The sequence below is a fragment of the Nonomuraea sp. NPDC050536 genome (genome assembly GCF_044457685.1).
In the GTDB taxonomy this organism is placed as follows: domain Bacteria; phylum Actinomycetota; class Actinomycetes; order Streptosporangiales; family Streptosporangiaceae; genus Nonomuraea.
Genome location: NZ_JBITHD010000015.1, coordinates 25,741 through 43,656, shown reverse-complemented (window position 1 = coordinate 43,656; position 17,916 = coordinate 25,741). Strand labels below are relative to the sequence as shown.

General features: G+C 70.6%; 17 protein-coding genes. 10 read left to right on the top strand and 7 right to left on the bottom strand.

All coding sequences use genetic code 11. The features are described from left to right. Positions 1-134 precede the first annotated feature (134 nt). The gene (locus ACIBHX_RS34720) at positions 135-677 is read left to right on the top strand and encodes a LuxR C-terminal-related transcriptional regulator (protein ID WP_397071647.1); all 543 of its coding nucleotides are present in this window, start codon (positions 135-137) and stop codon (positions 675-677) included. A gap of 73 nt (positions 678-750) precedes the next feature. On the opposite strand, the gene ACIBHX_RS34715 is transcribed toward ACIBHX_RS34720, so the two are convergent. Continuing rightward, complete coding sequence (locus ACIBHX_RS34715; protein ID WP_397071646.1) at positions 751-2,244, bottom strand: MFS transporter; 1,494 nt, start codon at positions 2,242-2,244, stop codon at positions 751-753. After that, positions 2,241-2,918, bottom strand: coding sequence for a dihydrofolate reductase family protein (locus ACIBHX_RS34710; protein ID WP_397071644.1), 678 nt, complete (start codon positions 2,916-2,918; stop codon positions 2,241-2,243). Before ACIBHX_RS34710 ends, ACIBHX_RS34715 begins: the two co-directional genes overlap by 4 nt. 212 nt (positions 2,919-3,130) lie before the next feature. On the opposite strand from ACIBHX_RS34710, the gene ACIBHX_RS34705 reads away from it, so the two are divergent. Beyond that, the gene (locus ACIBHX_RS34705) at positions 3,131-3,391 is read left to right on the top strand and encodes a response regulator transcription factor (protein WP_397071643.1); all 261 of its coding nucleotides are present in this window, start codon (positions 3,131-3,133) and stop codon (positions 3,389-3,391) included. Between the two features lie 699 nt (positions 3,392-4,090). After that, on the top strand, positions 4,091-4,822 hold the full coding sequence (locus tag ACIBHX_RS34700) for a class I SAM-dependent methyltransferase (protein ID WP_397071641.1): 732 nt from the start codon (positions 4,091-4,093) through the stop codon (positions 4,820-4,822). Between the two features lie 20 nt (positions 4,823-4,842). On the opposite strand, the gene ACIBHX_RS34695 is transcribed toward ACIBHX_RS34700, so the two are convergent. Next, positions 4,843-6,315: a flavin monoamine oxidase family protein gene (locus ACIBHX_RS34695; RefSeq protein WP_397071640.1), complete on the bottom strand. Its 1,473-nt coding sequence runs from the start codon at positions 6,313-6,315 to the stop codon at positions 4,843-4,845. An 85-nt stretch (positions 6,316-6,400) separates the two neighbouring features. Between ACIBHX_RS34695 and ACIBHX_RS34690 the strand changes: the two genes are divergently transcribed. Then, positions 6,401-7,417 carry a LacI family DNA-binding transcriptional regulator gene (locus ACIBHX_RS34690; protein WP_397071639.1) on the top strand — a complete coding sequence of 339 codons (1,017 nt, stop codon included), beginning with the start codon at positions 6,401-6,403 and terminating at the stop codon, positions 7,415-7,417. Here ACIBHX_RS34690 and ACIBHX_RS34685 read toward each other — a convergent pair. Next, positions 7,374-8,069: a TetR/AcrR family transcriptional regulator gene (locus ACIBHX_RS34685; RefSeq protein WP_397071638.1), complete on the bottom strand. Its 696-nt coding sequence runs from the start codon at positions 8,067-8,069 to the stop codon at positions 7,374-7,376. The genes ACIBHX_RS34690 and ACIBHX_RS34685 overlap by 44 nt on opposite strands. Positions 8,070-8,182: 113 nt before the next feature. Here ACIBHX_RS34685 and ACIBHX_RS34680 point away from each other — a divergent pair, with 113 nt between their 5' ends. The 6 genes from ACIBHX_RS34680 to ACIBHX_RS34655 are packed head-to-tail and all read left to right on the top strand — an operon-like array spanning position 8,183 to position 15,014. Next, on the top strand, positions 8,183-9,826 hold the full coding sequence (locus tag ACIBHX_RS34680) for an amidohydrolase (protein ID WP_397071637.1): 1,644 nt from the start codon (positions 8,183-8,185) through the stop codon (positions 9,824-9,826). Between the two features lie 17 nt (positions 9,827-9,843). Then, complete coding sequence (locus ACIBHX_RS34675) at positions 9,844-11,448, top strand: ABC transporter substrate-binding protein (protein WP_397071636.1); 1,605 nt, start codon at positions 9,844-9,846, stop codon at positions 11,446-11,448. Continuing rightward, positions 11,448-12,404 (top strand): ABC transporter permease, encoded by a 957-nt coding sequence (locus ACIBHX_RS34670; protein WP_397071635.1) that lies wholly within the window; start codon positions 11,448-11,450, stop codon positions 12,402-12,404. Before ACIBHX_RS34675 ends, ACIBHX_RS34670 begins: the two co-directional genes overlap by 1 nt. Further along, entirely contained in the window at positions 12,401-13,243 is an 843-nt protein-coding gene (locus ACIBHX_RS34665) for an ABC transporter permease (protein WP_397071634.1), read from the top strand. Before ACIBHX_RS34670 ends, ACIBHX_RS34665 begins: the two co-directional genes overlap by 4 nt. After that, positions 13,243-14,244 (top strand): ABC transporter ATP-binding protein, encoded by a 1,002-nt coding sequence (locus ACIBHX_RS34660; protein WP_397071633.1) that lies wholly within the window; start codon positions 13,243-13,245, stop codon positions 14,242-14,244. Before ACIBHX_RS34665 ends, ACIBHX_RS34660 begins: the two co-directional genes overlap by 1 nt. Then, on the top strand, positions 14,241-15,014 hold the full coding sequence (locus ACIBHX_RS34655; RefSeq protein WP_397071632.1) for an ABC transporter ATP-binding protein: 774 nt from the start codon (positions 14,241-14,243) through the stop codon (positions 15,012-15,014). The genes ACIBHX_RS34660 and ACIBHX_RS34655 overlap by 4 nt, the downstream gene beginning before the upstream one ends. A gap of 171 nt (positions 15,015-15,185) precedes the next feature. On the opposite strand, the gene ACIBHX_RS34650 is transcribed toward ACIBHX_RS34655, so the two are convergent. The 3 genes from ACIBHX_RS34650 to ACIBHX_RS34640 all read right to left on the bottom strand — a co-directional run bounded on the left by ACIBHX_RS34650 (position 15,186) and on the right by ACIBHX_RS34640 (position 17,878). Beyond that, positions 15,186-15,818 carry a hypothetical protein gene (locus ACIBHX_RS34650; RefSeq protein WP_397071631.1) on the bottom strand — a complete coding sequence of 211 codons (633 nt, stop codon included), beginning with the start codon at positions 15,816-15,818 and terminating at the stop codon, positions 15,186-15,188. Positions 15,819-16,100: 282 nt separating this feature from the next. Next, complete coding sequence (locus tag ACIBHX_RS34645; protein WP_397071630.1) at positions 16,101-16,730, bottom strand: response regulator; 630 nt, start codon at positions 16,728-16,730, stop codon at positions 16,101-16,103. Next, positions 16,730-17,878: a sensor histidine kinase gene (locus tag ACIBHX_RS34640; RefSeq protein WP_397071629.1), complete on the bottom strand. Its 1,149-nt coding sequence runs from the start codon at positions 17,876-17,878 to the stop codon at positions 16,730-16,732. The genes ACIBHX_RS34645 and ACIBHX_RS34640 overlap by 1 nt, the downstream gene beginning before the upstream one ends. Between the last annotated feature and the right edge of the window lie 38 nt (positions 17,879-17,916).

Genomic DNA, 17,916 nt, shown 5'->3' with positions numbered 1-17,916 from the left:
GTCATCGAGGATCACGCCCTCCCGAAGGCCGGGCATCCCCTGTGCGAGGGAGTGGCTTCCCCACACGGAGGGAGCAGAGCTCATCGGTCGACGGTCAGCTCGGGGCGTAGGGCCAGGAGTGCGCCGAGGACGGCGTGCAGGCGGTCGAGCGCGCCGCCGGCCTCCAGCCCGACGTGGTCGTGATGGACGTGAGCATGCCGGGGCTCAACGGCATCGAGGCCACCAGGAGCATCGTCGACGACAGCCCGCACATCGCGGTCGTCGTGCTGACCATGTCGGAGGAGGAGGCCACGCTGTTCGCCGCGATGCGCGCGGGCGCGCGGGGCTACCTGCTCAAGGGCGCCAACCAGGCGGAGATCGTCCGGGCGATCACCGCGGTGGCGCACGGCGAGGCGATCTTCGGCCCCGCCATGGCACGCCGGGTCGCCGAGTTCTTCCAAGCCAACGCCACGGTCGCGAACGATCCGGTGTTCCCGCAGCTGACGCCCCGCGAGAGGGAGATACTCGCGCTGGTGGCGGCCGGGCGGTCGAACGCGCAGATCGCCTCGGCCCTGTTCTTGTCGCCGAAGACGGTGCGCAACAACGTCTCCAACATCTTCGCCAAGCTGCACGTCGCCGACCGTGCCGAGGCCATCGTCAGGGCACGGGAAGCAGGATTCGGACGGGCGGCAGGGTAAGCACATTCCGCGCGTGACGGGCAGGCTTGGGAGCCTGCCCGGTCGTCCGCCTGCCGAGTCGTTGTAGGCAGCGTCATTCCTGCTTCGACGGCCGGACGGTGAGCGCGCGGAAGGTGAGAACCAGGACGACGGCCATGATCGCGACGCTGGTCAGCGCCGCGGTGTGGAAGCCCGACGCGAACGCGTGCCGTACGTGGTCAAGCAGCCCTGCGTCGTCGCGGTCGGCGGCCTGCTTGAGGCCGTCCACCCAGGATCCGTCAGCGTGGCCCGCGTCGGAGGTGAGGCGGGCACGGTAGGCCAGCGTGCCGATGCTGCCCAGCACGACCAGGCCCAGCGCGATGCCGATCTCGTTGGCGGTCTGCGCGAACGAGGCGGCGGACCCGGCCCGATCCTGGGGCGCGTGCGAGATGACGTCGTTCATCAGGAACGGGAAGGCCGCTCCACACCCGCCGGTGGTCAGCACGGTGCCGCCCGCCAGCACGACCAGCCCTGACGGGCCGTCCGGGATCACCGCCAGCAGGGCGAACCCGGCCGTCATCAGCACCATGCAGGCCGCGACGATCCGGGCCGGCGGCAGCCGCCGGCCGAGCCACGGCCCGAGGTTGGCGGCGACGATCATGGAGATCATCTGCGGCAGCAGCCACAGCGCCGCCGTCAGCGGCGCGAGCCCCTGCGCCGACTGAAGGTAGAACGCCACGAACATCGAGGTCCCGCCCATGACCAGCGCCGTGAGCAGCAGCACCACCATCGTCCTCGACACTCCGGTACGGCGCAGCAGTCCGAGATCCACCAGCGGGTGCTCGAGCCGGCCCTGGCGGCGCACGAACATCACGCCCAGCGCGAGCCCGACGCCCGCGGCGGCGACCGGCATCCAGCCCCAGCCGTCGTTGACGATCGCCTTGAGCGCGTACACCACCAGCAGGATGGATGCCAGGCACAGCGCGGCGCTGCGCACGTCGGGACGACCGGGATTCTCGGCGCGGAACTCCGGCAGAACGCGCGGCGCGGCGAGCACCGTCAGCACCATCACCGGCACGCCCATCAGGAAGACCGAGCCCCACCACCAGTGCTCGACCAGCACGCCGCCGATCAGCGGCGCCACCGCCATCCCGCCCAGGAAGCAGGTCATGTAGGCGCCCATCGCCGACACCGACGCCTTCGGATCGGGGTAGATCCGGCCGATCAGCGCCATCGACGCCGGCATGATCGCGGCACCGGCCACGCCCATGACCGCCCGGGTCGCGATGATCATCCACGGTGCGACCGAGAACGCGGCGATGGCCGAGGCCAGCGCGAACACCGCGGCACACACGATGATCAGCTTCCGGCGGCCGATCCGGTCGCCGACGGTGCCCATCGTGACCATGGTGCCGCCGACCATGAACCCGTAGATGTCGTTCATCCACAGCAACTCGGTCGGCGACGGGCTCAGGTCCGCCGCCAGCCGGGGCAGCGCGATGTTGAGCACGCTGATGTCGATCGCGATGAGCAGGGACGGCAGCGCCAGCAGGGCCAGCGCCACCCGGGGGTCGCGCGTACGGCGGATGGTCTCGACGGCCGATGTCATGACGCCCTCCTGCTGAAGATCACGTGCGAGACGCCGCGGGGCGAGGCGGTCGTCTCCACCTCGAAGCGCTCCTCGACGCCCTCCAGGCCGTCCCAGAGCCGAACGCCGCGGCCGAGCACGATCGGCACGACGACGACGTGGAGCAGGTCGACCAGGTCGGCGGCCAGGAAGTCCCTGACCACCGTCGGGCCGCCGCTGACATGGACGTCCAGCCCGTCAGCCGCCTGCTTCGCCTCGGCCAGGACATCCTGGGGCGAGGCGTCACGGAAGTGGAAGGTCGTCCCGCCGGCCATCTTCAGCGACGGCCGTAGGTGGTGAGTGAGCACGTAGACCGGCGTGTGGAAGGGCGGGTTCTCGCCCCACCAGCCCTGCCATGACTCGTCGGCCCACGGGCCGCGCTGCGGGCCGAACTTGTTGCGGCCCATGATCTCCGCGCCGAAGCCGCGGAATCCCGCCTCGATGAGGGCGTTGTCGATGCCGCGGCTGCCGCCGGGGCCGCCGCCCTGCAGTTCGTAGGCCATCGCCGTGTCGGAGAACCACTCGTGCAGGCGGATTCCCGCGTGCCCGAAGGGCGCCTCCAGCGCCTGGCCCTCTCCCGTGGCGAAGCCGTCTATGGACACGCCGAAGTTGTGGACGCGCACGAGCTGGCGTCTGGTCGTCGGTGATGCGGTCATGAGTGAGCTTCCCTTTCTGGTTACCAAGAGAGTCGGCGCGGGGTGGCGATTCTTGACAGTGCGGGGAGAACCGGCACGGCAGGATGTGCAATCCGCAGCGCCGCCCCCGGGCGGCGCCCTGTCCACCCGGCACAGCCGTGGCACGTTCGTGGTGGTCGCCGAGCTGGCCCACGATCCGGACCAGCCCTCACCGGGGCAGCGAGGAGACGGCCGTGGTGCGTGTGATGATCGCCGAGGACACGGGGATCCTCAGGGAGACTCTGTCGGCGCTGCTGGCTCTGCAGGACGACATCGAGGTCGTGGCCGAGGTCGCCTCCGGGGAGGCCATCGTGCCCGCGGCGCTGCGCCATCGCCCCGACGTCGTGGTCGTCGACATCGACCTGCCGGGCGTCGACGGGCTGACCGCGACCGCCGAGCTCAACGCCCGCAACCGCATGGACGCGGTCCGCATCGCCGAAGCCGGTTGGCTGTAGCTCGCCGCCGCGATCGGATCCGGGACCACTGGTCGGCGTGCCCCATCAAGACCTCTGAATGTCGAGTGAAGCGAGCAACTCCACTACGCCCGGAGGTCTTTCTCGTGTCACCAAGATCTCGACCAAGTACACCCAGGCCCGCCACTTGCGGAACGCTCCTGGCGGCGGTTCTGCACAGGTGTGCGCCTGGGCTAGTTGGTGCAGTCCTGGTTCTTGAGTTCCATGCTCACGCTATAGATCTTGTTGTTGTCGAGGAGGAAACGGTAGGACGCCTTGGGATTGCCGGGGACGCGGGCGTAGAGGTTGTCCTTGCTCCCGCTGGCGGAGGTGTCCAGCTTCGGGTACGCCTTGCGCAGTTGCTTCCTGGTGGAGCCGACCCTGATGCCCTCAGGGGTTTCACGCCCTTGGGCGCGCCGATCATCGCCACGCCGAGCTTCTTGGAGATGTAGATGCCTACGGAGTCGCGACCTGTCGGGTGCGCTTTCAGGTCCCAGCCCGAGCAGGGGCTGTCGCCCCCCTTCAGGACGATCTTCCCGGTCGCCTTGGCCTGCTTGACGCTCATCCCCAGCCTCACGCCTCCATACCCGTACGGCCCGAGGGTTTCGCTCCGGTGAGCGGCCGTGCCGGCGGCGGCCCTTGGTGAGCGGGTGGCCGGAAAATTAGGTCGCCGAGCATTCGGCTGAATCGTAGGGTGCAGGCGTGCATCCTGCCGATTTCTACACGGGCATCGTCGCCGAGCTGTACGGGCCGCTGAAGTCCGTCGCCCAAGATCCAGAGCCGTACGCGGCCTTCGTCCAAGAGGCAGGTTCCCCGGCTCTGGAACTGGGGTGCGGGGACGGCGATCCTCTGCTCGACCTGCGGCGGCGCGGCCTGGACGTCGAGGGCGTCGACGCCTCGGCGGACATGCTGGACCGGTGCCGCCGCCGGGCGCGCAAGCAAGGCGTCGACGTCGTCGTCCACCACCAGCGCATGGAGTCGCTCGATCTGCCACGCCGCTACCGTGCGATCTTCCTTGCCGGCCCGACGTTCAACCTGCTTCCCGACGACTCCACCGCGCTGGCGGCCCTCCACCGCATCCGCGACCACCTCGACGTGGGCGGCACCGCCCTGGTGCCGCTGTTTATCCCGTCGCCCACACCTGCCGAACGGATCGGCGAAGTACGCACCGCTACGGCGGACGACGGTGCCGAGTTGCGTGTCTCGGTGTTGTCGGAGGAGCGTAGCGATTCCGCGCGGACGCAGACGACGGTGTTGCGTTACGAGCGCTACCGCGACGGTGAGAGCACCATCGTGGACCGCCCCTGGGTGCTGCACTGGTACACCCGCTCAGGATTCGAGAGCCTTGCCGCGGCCGCCGGCCTGATCGCGGTGTCGGTCCTGGAGACGCCCGACGCCTCCGACCTGCAATTCCAGCTGCAAGCCGCCGGTTGAGACATCGTCCAACGTCACGTTCAGATCTGCCCGAGGATCTCGCAGGCCGCGCGCTCACCGGACGCCACCGCGGCGTTCAGGGTGGCGTTGTCCACGTCGGTGTGCTCACCGGCGAAGTGGATCCGCCCCTCCTGGACCGCCTCGTATCCCGCGATCGAGGTGTACTGCCCGGTCCGGTAGTAGTGGTAGCCGCCGAGCTGCCAAGGAGCGCGTGACCAGTGGTCCTCGTAGGCCTTGCCGGTATAGGCCGCCGTGGTGCCGGGGTACATGTGCTCGATCTGGGACAGGAACCAGTTCACGTCCGCGGCGGGCGCCGGTCCGTGGGTAGCGCCGGTGAGCGTGTCGCGGGCCACGTTCCCGCCGGGGAAGACGACCTGCAGGGCAGGTGTGCCCGTGGCTCCCGAGACGGTCGAGCCGTCCCATGCGGTCTGGTAACCCTGCGGGCCGGTGTTGGTGATGCCGTTGTAGCCGAGGGAGGGCCAGGTCTTCCTGGACAGCTGGACGGTGATCTTGCCGCTCTGCCCCATGCCCTGCTGCCGGACCGCGGTCAGCTTGAGCGGCGACAGGCTCGCCCCTGCCAGGTCCACGTTGCGGAGCGTGCTGAACGGCAGAGCCAGCACCACATGGTCAGCCAGTACGGTGACCGTACTGCCGCCGTGGTCGAACGTGCAGGTGTAGCTGTCGTCGTGGTTGCGGCGCAGCGCGAGGAGCTGGTAGCCCTGCTGGACCGTCCCGGCAGGTAAGCCGCCGACCATGCCACTCACGATCTGGTCGTTGCCCCCGACGATGTGGTACTTCTCGTCGAAGCCGTGCCCCCCGTCGAACGTCTTCGACTGGCCCAGGAAACTGATCATGCCGAGCGCGGAGCTGTCGGCGGGTTCACCTCCGGACTGCAGCTGGAGCGACTGGATCACCTGGCCGAGCCGGGACCCGGGATCGAGCCCGATCTCGTCGAGGTAGTCCAGGCAGGACAGGTGGTCCAGCCGGTAGGCCTCGGCGTTGTAGCGGTCGTAGCGCGCGGTCCCGGCCGCCAGGTAGGAGGAGTGGAAGGCGCTGTATGCCTGCTCGACCCAGTCCTGCTGCTGCTGGACCCCGGTGTAGAGCGCGCCGTCGATCCAGGCGGCGTAGTCGCCCGCGAGCGCTCCGCCGTACACGCTCTCGCGCTGCAGGCCCAGATCGCCGGCGAGCCGCAGGATCTCGTTGTCGGTCGAGCTGATGAACGACCCGCCGCGCTCGGCGACCAGACCGCCGTCGAAGAAGCCACGCAGCGACCAGCAGCGGCCGCCGACGTGGGTGGTGTCCGCGTCGTACACCGTCGCGCGGACCGGCCGGGTGCCCGTCCAGAGCCGGTGCGCGCAGCGGAGCCCGGCGAGCCCCGCACCGACGATGACCACGCGCGGATCGGTGGACGCCGAAGCCCGGGAGGCCATCGGCAGAGTGGCGGTCACAGTGGCGGCGGTGGCGATGAATCCGCGTCTGGTCAGCGTACGCATGGGTCCGTGCTCCCTCTCGTCGTCGGATTGGAGTGGAGCCTGAGTGAAAGAACGTTCTTTCACAAGACCTGGCACGATCTGGGCCATGGAGCACTCACCGAGGGTGCGGCTCGTCGACGTCGCCGTCGCGGCCGGGGTGTCGACGAGCACCGTCTCCGCCGCGCTGAACGGGACCGGCCGCCTGTCCGACGCGACGCGCGAGCTGGTGCGCGAGGCCGCGCTGCGCCTGGGATACCGGCCGGACCCCACCGCCCGCCTGCTGCGCGCCGGTCACACCCGGCTGATCGGGCTGGCGGCGCGCGAGTACGTCGGGACGCCGTGGGTCTACGCGGAGCACGCCTACTTCGCGCAGCTCATCACGGGCGCGGTGCGTGCCGCGCACCGCAGGGGCTACGCCATCGTGTTCCTGCCGACCCTGTCCAGGAACGACTACTGGCTCGACATCCCCCTGGACGGCATCTACCTCGTGGACCCGGTCGCCGACGACCCGATGGTCGGCAACTGCGTCGCCGCGGGCATCCCCGTGATCGCCAACCTCCCGCACGCCGAGGGCCTGCTGCCCTGGGTGGGCTGCGACCACGACGCCGCCATCCGGCAGGGCCTCACCCACCTGTACGACGCCGGCGCCAGGAACATCGCGGTGATCGCCGGGGAGTCCACCGCCCAGTTCCACCGCGCGTCGGTCCGCACCTGCGAGAGCTGGTCAGCCGAGCGCGACCTGCCCTCCTGGATCATCCGGACCCCGGTGCCGGGCAGCCGGGACGTGCTCGCCGCCGTCGAGCGGGTGCTCTCCGCGCCGCGGCCGCCCGATGCGATCTTCACGCTGGTCGAGGCGAGCACCCCGCTCCTCGTCGAGACGATCAGGCGGCTCGGCAGGTCGATCCCCGACGACCTGCTCCTGCTCTGCACGACGGAGGATCCCGCCTCGGCGCGTACCGATCCCGCGGTCAGCACGCTGAGCTTCCGCCCCGCGGAGACGGCCGAGGCCGCTATCGCGCTGCTCGTCGAGGGCCACGCGGGCGCGCCGCTCGCCGCGGAGCTGCACGTCAGGGCGTCCTCTACCCCTCACGGACCTCGGCGGCGCGCAGCTCGATCGCGGTGATCAGCGCCTCCACCCGCACCCGGAAGATCTCCTCATGGCTGACCTCGGCGAGTTCGGTGCCGAGGTCGGCGATGTGCGGGAAACGGCCGGGGTCCGCCAGCCGGTACTCCTTGCCCCACGAGGACTCGTCGGCGCTCCTGACCTCGGGCTCGACCAGCATCAGCGCGGCGTGCTGCCCCACGTAGGCCAGGATCGAGTCGCCGACCATCCGGTAGTACACGGCGGCGTCGGCGCCCCGAAGGCCCGCCTCGACGACCGCGCCCAGGATGAACTCGACGATCCGGAACTCGTTGACCCGCCGGGTCGTGCGGCTCGCCGTGGTCGAGGCGACCACCGGATACTTCAGCGCGATCTCCAGCGAGCTCCAGGCCAGCGCCCGCAGCCGGTCCTTCCAGCCGAGACCGTCGGGAACACCGTCGAGCATCTCGCCGAGGGTCCGGTCGGCCACCAAGAGCAGCAGCTCGTCCTTGTCGCGAAAGTGCCGGTAGATCGCCGTCGGGTCCGCACCCAGCTCCTCGCCGAGCCGCCGGACCGTGAACGCGTCCGCACTGCCCCTGGCCGCGATGCGCAGGCTGGCTTCGACGATCATCTCGGGCGAGAGCTGGCTGCCCGAGCGTTTGCTGCGGGCCTGCGCGGCGGGTGACTTCGGCATAGTGCGGCCAGTGTATCGATCCGGCGATCAGCGAGCGCAACACCATTGACAACAGTGTTGCGCTGACTGTTCACTCCTCCTCGATGACGTCGAAGTTTCCAGGGGATGCACCGATGACGAACGTTGAGGCGATCTTTGTTGGCGGCCGGGTCTTCACCGGGACCGAGCCGGAGCCGGTGAACGCCGCGGTCGCCATCGGCGGGGGCCGCATCGTCGCGGTCGCCGACGAGGCGTCGATCCGCGCCCTCGGAGACGGCGCGGAGGTCGTCGACCTCGCCGGCGGGCTGCTGCATGCCGGGTTCCAGGACGCCCACGTTCACCCGGTGGTGGCCGGGGTCCAGATGCTGCGGTGCGACCTGTCGGCCGAGCACACCGTCGAGGGCTACCTCGAGGTGATCGCCCGCTACGCGAAGGCCCATCCCGAGGCCGCCTGGATCTGCGGCGGCGGCTGGTCCATGGACGTCTTCCCCGGCGGCACCCCCACCCGGGGGATGCTCGACGAGGTCGTGGCCGACCGGCCGGTCCTGCTCACCAACCGCGACGGCCACGGCGCCTGGGTCAACAGCCTCGCGCTGCGCCTGGCCGGCCTCGACCGGGACACGCCCGACCCGGTGGACGGACGGATCGAGCGGGAGGAGGACGGCACCCCGGCAGGGACCCTGCAGGAGGGCGCCATGACCCTGGTCAGCGACCACGTCCCCGCGGCCACGCCGCAGGAAGCGCACGCGGGCCTGCTCGCGGCCCAGGACTACCTGTTCTCGCTGGGGGTGACCAGCTGGCAGGACGCCATGATCGGCGCCTTCCACGGCAACCCGGACAACCACCAGGTCTACCTGCACGCCGCCGCCGAGGGATCGCTCCAGGCCAGGGTGGTCGGGGCGCTGTGGTGGGACCGCGAGCGCGGTCTCGACCAGATCCCCGAGCTCGAGGAGCGCCGCCGCGATGGCAGGGCGGGCCGGTTCGCGGCCACGACCGTGAAGATGATGCTGGACGGCATCGCGGAGAACTTCACCGCCGCGATGCTGGAGCCCTACCTGGACGGCTGCGGCTGCGCCACGGCCAACGCCGGCCTCGACTTCGTCGATCCGGCCCTCCTGTCCGAGGCGGTGACCGCACTCGACCGGCTCGGCTTCCAGATCCACTTCCACGCCCTCGGCGACAGAGCCGTACGGCAAGCCCTCGACGCCCTGGCGGCGGCCCGCGCGGCCAACGGCGCGAGCCCCAACCGCCACCACCTGGCACACCTCCAGGTGGTGCACCCCTCGGACGTCCCCCGCTTCGCCGAACTCGGCGCGGCGGCCAACATCCAGGCCCTCTGGGCGGCGCACGAACCGCAGATGGACCAGCTGACCATCCCGTTCCTCGGACCGGAGCGGGCCGCCATGCAGTACCCCTTCGGTGATCTGCAGCGGGCGGGCGCGCGGCTGGTCGCGGGCAGCGACTGGTCGGTGAGCAGCCCCAACCCGCTGTGGGGCATCCACGTGGCGGTCAACAGGATGCTCCCGTCCGGCGGCTCCGGCCGGCCCTTCTTCCCCGAGCAGTCCCTCACCCTGTCCCAGGCGCTCACCGCCTACACCGCCGGGAGCGCCTGGGTGAACCACCTCGACGAGGTCACGGGCACGATCGAGGCGGGCAAGCTCGCCGACCTCGTCGTCCTGGACCGCGACCCCTTCCTGGGGCCGCCGCGGGAGATCGGCGCCACCAGGGTGCTGCGCACCTACGTCGAGGGCCGTCTCGTCCACTCCCAGCCCGCCTGAACCCCCGGAGGAGACCCATGTCAGTTCCCCGCATCGCGGCGCTGCTGCTGGCTCTGACCGCCACCGCCTGCTCCGCCACCTCCCCCACGGCCAAACCCGCGGCCGCCGGCTACCAGCTGACCGAGCGAACCTCCGCCCCGAGGGCGGACCTGGACTCCTTCACCTGGTCGCTGTTCGCGGAGCCGCAGTCGCTCGACTATGCCTACGCCTACGACTACCCGCCGAACCAGGTCCTGGCCAACCTCTGCGAGAGCCTGCTGCGCTGGAACCCCGACCTGACGACCTCGCCCAGCCTGGCGACGGCCTACAAGAACGCGACTCCCACCACGTGGGTGTACCAGATCCGGCCGCACGTCCGCTTCCACGACGGCACCGTACTGACCGCCGCCGACGTCGTCGCCTCCCTGCGGCGCCATCTCGACCCCGGCGTGGGCTCCTACTGGACGACCGCCTACCGGAACGTCAAGTCGGTCGACCAGACCGGCCCGCTGCAGGTCACGGTCACGCTGAAGAAGCCCGACTCGACGTTCAACAAGTACATGGCCGCCTCCCCCGGCACGATCGAGTCGGCCGCCACCCTGGCCAAGCGGGGCAAGGACTACGGCAACCCGGCCAAGGGCGTGAACTGCACCGGCCCCTTCGCCTTCGACTCATGGACCGCCGGCCAGTCGATCACGCTCAAGCGGTTCGACGGCTACTGGGATCCCAAGCTGAAGGCTCGGTCGGAGCGGGTGAAGTTCGTCTTCCTGCCCGACCCGAACACGCGCATCAGCGCCTTCCAGACCGGCGAGGTCGACGGCGGCTGGATGCTGCCGCCCAACGCCTACGCCAAGCTGACGGGCACGCCGGCAGGCACGCTCTACTTCGGCCGCAACACCACGGTGGCCAACGAGGTCGTCAGCAACCTCAAGGGCCCGCTCGGCGACGCCCGGGTACGGCAGGCTCTGCTGATGGCCATCGACCGCAAGGGCATCGTCAAGGCGGGCGTAGCCGGGGTCGGTGACGTCGCCGAGTCCCTCGTCACCCGCAACACCTGGGGCGAGGCTTCGGCCGACGCCGTCAAGGGCCTGCCGGCCTACCCCTACGACCCGGCCAAGGCCAAGGCCCTCGCCCAGCAGGCCGGGGTGTCCGGCCAGAAGGTCGTCATCGCGACCAGCCCGCTCGACTCCGAGACGACCATCATCACCCAGGCCGTCGCCCAGGCGGCCACCGCGATCGGACTGAAGCCGGAGATCGACTCCATCGCGGCGGACAAGTACGGCACGCTGTTCACCGACCCGGCCGCCCGCAAGGGCATCGACCTCTTCCTGACGTTCTGGTACACCTCGATCACCGACCCGCTCGACATGTACGGCGGGCTGCGCACCGGCAGCTTCAGCGACTACGGCGACTGGTCGAACCCCGCCTTCGACGCTGCCGTCGACCGGGCCACAGCGGCCTACGACCCGGCCACGCACGCCGCGGCCACCGCGCAGGCGCAGGAGATCGCCATGCGGGAACTGCCGTGGCTGCCGCTCTACAGCTCGCCGGTGAGCGTCTTCCTGGGCAAGCGGATCACCGGCGTCCAGCCGTCGATCGCCTACCTGTACTACCCGTGGGCCGCAGAGATCGGGGCGAAGTGATGGCCCGGGTACGTTTCCTCGCGGTCAAGCTGGCCGAGCTGGTGGTGACGCTGCTGGTCACGTCCTTCGTCGTGTTCTCCTCCACGTATCTCGCCCCGGGCGACCCGGCTGGGTTCCTGGTCAGAGGACGGAGCGTCAGCCCCGAGGAGCTCGCGGCGATCCGCCACCAGTACGGCTTCGACCAGCCGTTCCCCGTGCGCTACTGGCAATGGCTGGAGGGCGTGCTGCACGGGGACCTCGGCCGGTCCTACCTGTTCCATCAGAGCGTCGCCGACGTCATCTGGGCGCGGCTGCCCTCCACACTGCTGCTCGTGGCCGTGTCGACGGCGCTGATCGGCCTGGCCGGGATCGGAGCGGGCGTGGTCGCCGCGCTCCGGAACGGGACGTGGGCCGACTCGGCGGTGCTGCTGCTGGTGACGATCGGCGCGGCGGTACCCGCCTTCGTGGCGGCGATCGGGCTGAAGTCGGTGTTCGGCGTGGAGCTGGGCTGGTTCCCGACGATCGGGTACGGCGCCGGGCCGCTGGACCGGCTCCACCACGTCGTGCTGCCGGCCACCGCGCTGTCGGTGACGTTCATGGCGCTGGTGACCCGGGTGACCAGGACGGCGATGCTCGACGAGCTGGGCCGCGAACACGTCGAGGTCGCCCTGAGCCGCGGGATGCCGCGCCGTACCGTGGTGCGACGCCATGTCCTGCGCAACGCCCTCGGCCCGATCGTCACGGTCTCGGGGCTGCTGGTCTCGGGGATGCTGGTCAGCACGGCGATCGTGGAGAGCGCCTTCGGCATGTCAGGGGTGGGATCGCTGCTGGTGCAGGCGGTCGACCAGCTGGACTTCCAGGTCGTACAGGCGATCGTGCTGCTGGTGGTCGTGGCGTTCGTGGTGGTCAACCTCCTCGTCGACCTGGTTCATCCGCTGATCGACCCGAGGGTCGCCGCGGCGGGGAGCGCGCGATGAGCCTGGCCGCCCGGACTCCGGGCGTCCGGCTGGGCGGCAGCCGCCTGTTCCGCGGCTGCCTGGTCGTCCTGTCGCTCTTCGTCGGGGTGTCGGTGCTGGCGTCCTGGCTCGCGCCGCATGATCCGACGATCGGCGACTTCGCCGACACCTTCGCGGATCCGAGCCTCGTGCACTGGCTCGGCACCGACCAGGGCGGGCACGACACCCTCTCCGCGCTGATCATGGGATCGCGCACCAGCCTGATCGGCCCGCTGGGGGTGGTGCTCGGCTCCACCGCGCTCGGCGTCGGCGTGGGACTGTTCTCCGCGTGGCGGGGCGGCTGGGCCGACACGCTGATCGGGCGGGTGCTCGACGTCCTGTTCGCCTTTCCGGCTCTGCTGCTGGCGATCCTGGCGGTGGCCTTGTTCGGCAAGGGCCTGACCGCGCCGATGCTCGCGATGGCGGTCGCGTACATGCCGTACACGGCTCGGCTGGTGCGCGGGCTGGCGCTGCAGGAGAAGGCCAGGCCGTACATCGCCGCCTATCAGGTCCAGGGCCACGCCGCGGTCTTCGTCGCGCTGCGGCGGCTGCTGCCCGGCATCGCGCCGACCGTGCTCGCCCAGTCGACGGTGAACTTCGGCTACGCCCTGCTCGACCTGGCCGCCCTTTCCTTCCTCGGCCTGGGCGTCCAGCCGCCGACGCCGGACTGGGGAGCGATGATCAACCAGGGGCAGGCCGCCGTGCTGGAGGGCAAGCCGCTGTCCGCCGTCGTCCCGGCGCTCGCGATCGTGCTCGTCGTGGTCGCCTTCAACACCGTCGGGGAGCACCTCGGCGACCGGATCGCGAGGGGACGGCGCTGATGGCCTTGCTCGAGATCGAAGACCTGCACGTCGAGCTGCCGGGTACGGCGAGGCCCATCCTGGACGGGGTCAGCCTGACCGTGTCCGCGGGAGAGTTCGTCGCCCTGGTCGGTGAGTCCGGCTCGGGCAAGTCGGTGACGGCCCGGGCCGCCCTGGGCCTGCTCCCGCCAGGCGCGCGGACCGCGGGCCACGTCCGCGTCGGCGGGACGGACCTGCTCACGTCCGACGCCACGACCCTCCGCGACATCCGCACCGCCACCGCGTCGATGATCTTCCAGGACCCGCGGGCGAGCATCAACCCGGTGCGCCGCGTCGGCGACTTCCTCACCGAGTCCCTGCGGCGCAACCACGGCTGGCCTCGCGCCCGGGCGAACGCCCGCGCCGTCGAGCTCCTCGCCGCGGTCGGCCTGCCCGATCCGGCACGGCACCTCACCCAGTATCCGCACGAGCTGTCCGGCGGGATGCTCCAGCGCGTCATGATCGCCGGAGCTCTCACCGTCGAGCCCGAGCTCCTGCTGTGCGACGAGCCCACGACCGCCCTGGACGTGACCACGCAGGCCGAGATCCTCGCCATCCTCGGCCGGCTACGGCGCGAGCGGGGGCTCGGCGTGCTGTTCATCACCCATGACGTCGACCTCGCCGCGGCCGTCGCCGATCGCGTCTATGTGATGTACGCGGGCCGGATCGTCGAGACCGCTGCCGCCATGGACCTGTTCGGCAGGCCACGCCACCCCTACACCTCTGGTCTGCTCGGCTCGACTCCGCAGCTCGAAGGCCCGGCGATCCGCCTGACCCCCGTTCCCGGGGCGCCGATGAGCCTGCTGGAGAGCGCTCCTGGGTGCGCCTTCGCCGCCCGCTGCCACTTCGCGGAACCAGGCACGTGCGACGAGACGCCGCCCACGCTCCAGCCGTACGGCCCCACGCTCGCCGCCTGCCACCGTGCCGGGGAGCTCACCGACCTGCCGGGCGCGCCCGGCTCCCAGAAAGGCAGGGTCACGTGACCGGCGCCATCCCGCTGCTCCAGGTCGACCACCTGCGCAAGAGCTACGCGAAGGTGCTCGCGGTGGACGACCTCTCCTTCCGGTTGGAGCCCGGGGGCGCGCTCGGCATCGTCGGGGAATCCGGATCCGGCAAGACGACCACCGCCCGGATGCTCGTCGGCATGGAACGCCCCGACGGGGGCCGGATCCTGGTCCACGGCGCCCCGCTGGCGACCAGGGTGCACGGACGCGCGGCGCGCCTGGCCAGGGCGAAGGCCGTCCAGATCGTGTTCCAGGACCCGTACCTGTCACTCGACCCGCGCATGACCGTCGGCGCGGCCATCCACGACGTCCTCCACCTGCACCGTACGGCCGGCCAGGTCGGCGACCTGCTCGCCCGGGTGGGCCTGGGTGACAGGGAGGCCGCCCTCCTCCCCCGCCAGCTGTCCGGAGGGCAGCGCCAGCGGGTGGCCATCGCCCGCGCGCTGGCGGCCGAACCCGCCGTCCTCGTGCTCGACGAGGCCGTCTCGGCCCTGGACGTCTCCGTGCAGGCCCAGGTCCTCAACCTCCTGTCGGACATCCGGCGTGACACCGGCATCGGCCTGATCTTCATCAGCCACGACCTCGCGGTCATCCGCTACGTCTGCGACGAGGCCCTGGTGATGCGCCGCGGCCAGACCGTCGAACACCGCCCCATCACCGACCTTCTGACCACCCCGCACCACTCCTACACCCGCCTCCTCCTGTCATCCGTCCCCCGCCCAGGCTGGCACCCCGAGACTCTCAGCTAGAGGCGACGGCAGCGCCCGCGCGCCGTGTGGTTCGAACAGGGTGCGGGCCGCGCACACCGCGACCCAGATCATCAGGTACGGCACGCCGGCGACGGTCACCACGCCACGGTCGCGATGACCGCGGTGAGCAGGATCCGGGCACCATCGTCAGCGCGCATACGCGTGGTGTTCTCAGCCGAGTTCGAGAGGGCTGCTGATTTCGAAGTTCTCGTCAAGAATGGCGACGAGGCGGTCGGCGGCTCGCGGGGTGGTCTCGCTTGCCCATTGGTGGACGAGGCCGAGGAAGCCCTGCAGTCGCAGGTGCACCGTGGCCAGAAGGGCGGGCAGATCGTCGAGGTGAATCTCCACCTCATGGTTGGGCGAATGTAGCGCGCGTGGGTCTGACTCCTGCTGGAGCCGGACGACTCCGGCGAGGTATTCGAGATCGGTGCCGGGATCGTGCCCGAGCCAGATGTCCTTCTTATGCAGGACGTTCCGCCACTCCCGCCAGCTTTCCAGGCCGCAACAGCAGCCCGGCAGGATCTCCGCATTGGCGGTCGCGTCCCTGACACGTAGTCCGCCCGGGGCGAGGAGCGCTTCCGCTTCGGCCAGATGCCGGTCCAGTAGGTCGTGGAGATCGCTGATCGGCGCGGTCGGGATGTCGCCGTAGCGGAAGATGACCGCCATCGCGGTGCCGACCTCGGCCTGGCTCATCTGGCCGGAGAGGGCAAGGAAGCGATCTTTGGCCGGTTCAGCGACCGGCCAGGCGGTGAAGCCCGTTGTCGCGCCAGTCTCCAGAACGGCATCGATGACGATCACGTCCATGATTATCGTGGCTTGCGATCACCCTGGGCCCGGGTAGGCCGCCGCTTCCACCAGCGGAGGATCACCGTGGCTGGATGTTGGTCGCATCATCCCCGGTCGAGGCCATGCCGCTGTTGACGGCCAGCCCGCTCACGAGGAGGCTGAGCGCCAGAACGAGTGCTCTGATCATCGCATTCCCTTCAGTTGGGGCGTGCGCGTCAGTATGAATCCGGGTTCCGCGACTGATCGTTAGCCGGAGCGCCAAGGGTTCACCCGTACGAGTGACGCCAAGGCCAAAACTCCTCAGGGAGACCGGATGAGGCCGCGCTTGGTGGCCGCCGCGACGGCGGCGGTCCGCGAATCGACGCCGAGCTTGGTGTAGATGTGCACGAGATGGGTTTTCACCGTGGTCTCGCTCAGGAACAGCCGCCTGCTGATCTGGCGGTTCGACAGTCCGGCGGCGACGTGGCCGAGCACCTCCAGTTCCCGCGGGCTGAGCGTGGGCTCGCCGGTGCGTACCCGGCCGAGCAGGCGGGAGGCGACGCTGGGCGCCAGAGCGCTGGCGCCGCTCGCGGCGGAGCGGATGGCGGCGTGCAGGTCGTCGGAGGGGGCGTCCTTGAGCAGGTAGCCGGTGGCGCCCGCCTCGATCGCGGCCACGATGTCGGCGTCGGTGTCGAAGGTGGTGAGCACCAGGACCCGCGGGCCGCCTGGCGTGACGATCTGCCGGGTTGCCTCGCTACCGTGGATGCCCGGACCGAGCTGGAGGTCCATGAGCACGACGTCGGGTGCGAGCTCCCTGGCCGCCTCGACGCCCTCCTCGCCGGTGGCGGCCTCGCCGACCAGCTCGAAGTCGGGCTGCCCGGCGAGCATCGCACGTAGGCCGGAGCGGACCACGGGGTGGTCGTCGACGAGCAGGATCCGGATCGGCGCCATCACTCACGCGCCCAGGCCAAGGGCAGGGTGGCGGCGACAGCCGTACCCTCTCCTGGTGCGGACTCGACGGTGAGCGCGCCGCCCAGCGCGGCCGCGCGCTCGCGCATGGCGCGCAGGCCGTAGCCGGTGACGGTGGCGTCGAAGCCGCGGCCGTCGTCGTAGATGTCAAGCACGATCATGTCCTCCAGGTAGGTGAGGGTCACGTTGGCGTGCTCGGCTTGCGAGTGGCGGCTGACGTTGCCCAGCGCGCCCTGGGCGATGCGCAGCAGCGCGAGATCGTAGTCGGCGGGGAGCGGGACCGGCGTGCCCGACACCTCGAAGCGGACCTGGGTGCCGGTGCCCGCGGCGGCCGTATCGCTGATCCGGCGAAGCGCGGCGGTCAGTGACGAGTGCTGGAGTGCGGGCGGGGCCAGCGCGCGGACGAAGTTGCGGGCCTCCTCGAGGTTCTCCTGAGCCGCCCGGGCGGCCTCGGCGATGTGCCGTTCCGCGTCGCCGGGTCTCTCCGACAGGTCGCGGCCGGCGGCGCGCAGCAGGAGGATGATGCTGGACATGCCCTGGGCGAGGGTGTCGTGGATCTCCCTGGCCAGGTGCTCCCGCTCGGCGAGGCGGGCGGACTCGCCCTCGGCTCGCAGCAGCTTGTTCCTCGTGCTGACGAGGTCGTCGATGAGCAGGCGGCGCTGCTCGCTCTCCGCGTAGAGAGCCTTGTAGACCAGGGCCATCAGCGTGGCCACCACCGCGCCGATCGTGGGCCCGATCACCTGCGGCGCGGTGACGGCTCCCGCGTGCCAGCTGGTCGCGGCGATGGCGGCGGCGGTGAGCAGTACGACGCCGGGCAGCGCGACGCGCAGCGGCAGCACGTGCAGGTAGGCGAAGAACAGCGGGAAGACCAGCCAGGCGAACTGCGGTGACCCCAGCACGAGTACGGCCCAGCCGAACGTCACCACGGCCAGCCAGACGCGTCCCAGCACGAGGTCCCCGATGCGGAGCCCGACGGCGTACAGCGCCCCGAGCAGGACGCCGCCGATCACCAGCGGCACGCGGCCCTCGTGCCCGACGCTGGCGACCGCGACCACCAGCAGCGCCGCGAAGGTGCCGTGAATGGCCCAGCGGAGCAGCCTGAGTGCCGGAGGGAACGGAGAGTCCATCATCGACCTCGAGGGTAGGCGAGCCCCTCCGGTGTGCGGGT

Coding starts and splice junctions, on each gene's coding strand:
- ACIBHX_RS34645 (WP_397071630.1), bottom strand. CDS start 16,730: ATGGCGCCGATCCGGATCCTGCTCGTCGACGACCACCCCGTGGTCCGC.
- ACIBHX_RS34665 (WP_397071634.1), top strand. CDS start 12,401: ATGAGCCTGGCCGCCCGGACTCCGGGCGTCCGGCTGGGCGGCAGCCGC.
- ACIBHX_RS34695 (WP_397071640.1), bottom strand. CDS start 6,315: ATGCGTACGCTGACCAGACGCGGATTCATCGCCACCGCCGCCACTGTG.
- ACIBHX_RS34685 (WP_397071638.1), bottom strand. CDS start 8,069: ATGCCGAAGTCACCCGCCGCGCAGGCCCGCAGCAAACGCTCGGGCAGC.
- ACIBHX_RS34680 (WP_397071637.1), top strand. CDS start 8,183: ATGACGAACGTTGAGGCGATCTTTGTTGGCGGCCGGGTCTTCACCGGG.
- ACIBHX_RS34660 (WP_397071633.1), top strand. CDS start 13,243: ATGGCCTTGCTCGAGATCGAAGACCTGCACGTCGAGCTGCCGGGTACG.
- ACIBHX_RS34640 (WP_397071629.1), bottom strand. CDS start 17,878: ATGATGGACTCTCCGTTCCCTCCGGCACTCAGGCTGCTCCGCTGGGCC.
- ACIBHX_RS34690 (WP_397071639.1), top strand. CDS start 6,401: ATGGAGCACTCACCGAGGGTGCGGCTCGTCGACGTCGCCGTCGCGGCC.
- ACIBHX_RS34650 (WP_397071631.1), bottom strand. CDS start 15,818: ATGGACGTGATCGTCATCGATGCCGTTCTGGAGACTGGCGCGACAACG.
- ACIBHX_RS34675 (WP_397071636.1), top strand. CDS start 9,844: ATGTCAGTTCCCCGCATCGCGGCGCTGCTGCTGGCTCTGACCGCCACC.
- ACIBHX_RS34710 (WP_397071644.1), bottom strand. CDS start 2,918: ATGACCGCATCACCGACGACCAGACGCCAGCTCGTGCGCGTCCACAAC.
- ACIBHX_RS34670 (WP_397071635.1), top strand. CDS start 11,448: ATGGCCCGGGTACGTTTCCTCGCGGTCAAGCTGGCCGAGCTGGTGGTG.
- ACIBHX_RS34715 (WP_397071646.1), bottom strand. CDS start 2,244: ATGACATCGGCCGTCGAGACCATCCGCCGTACGCGCGACCCCCGGGTG.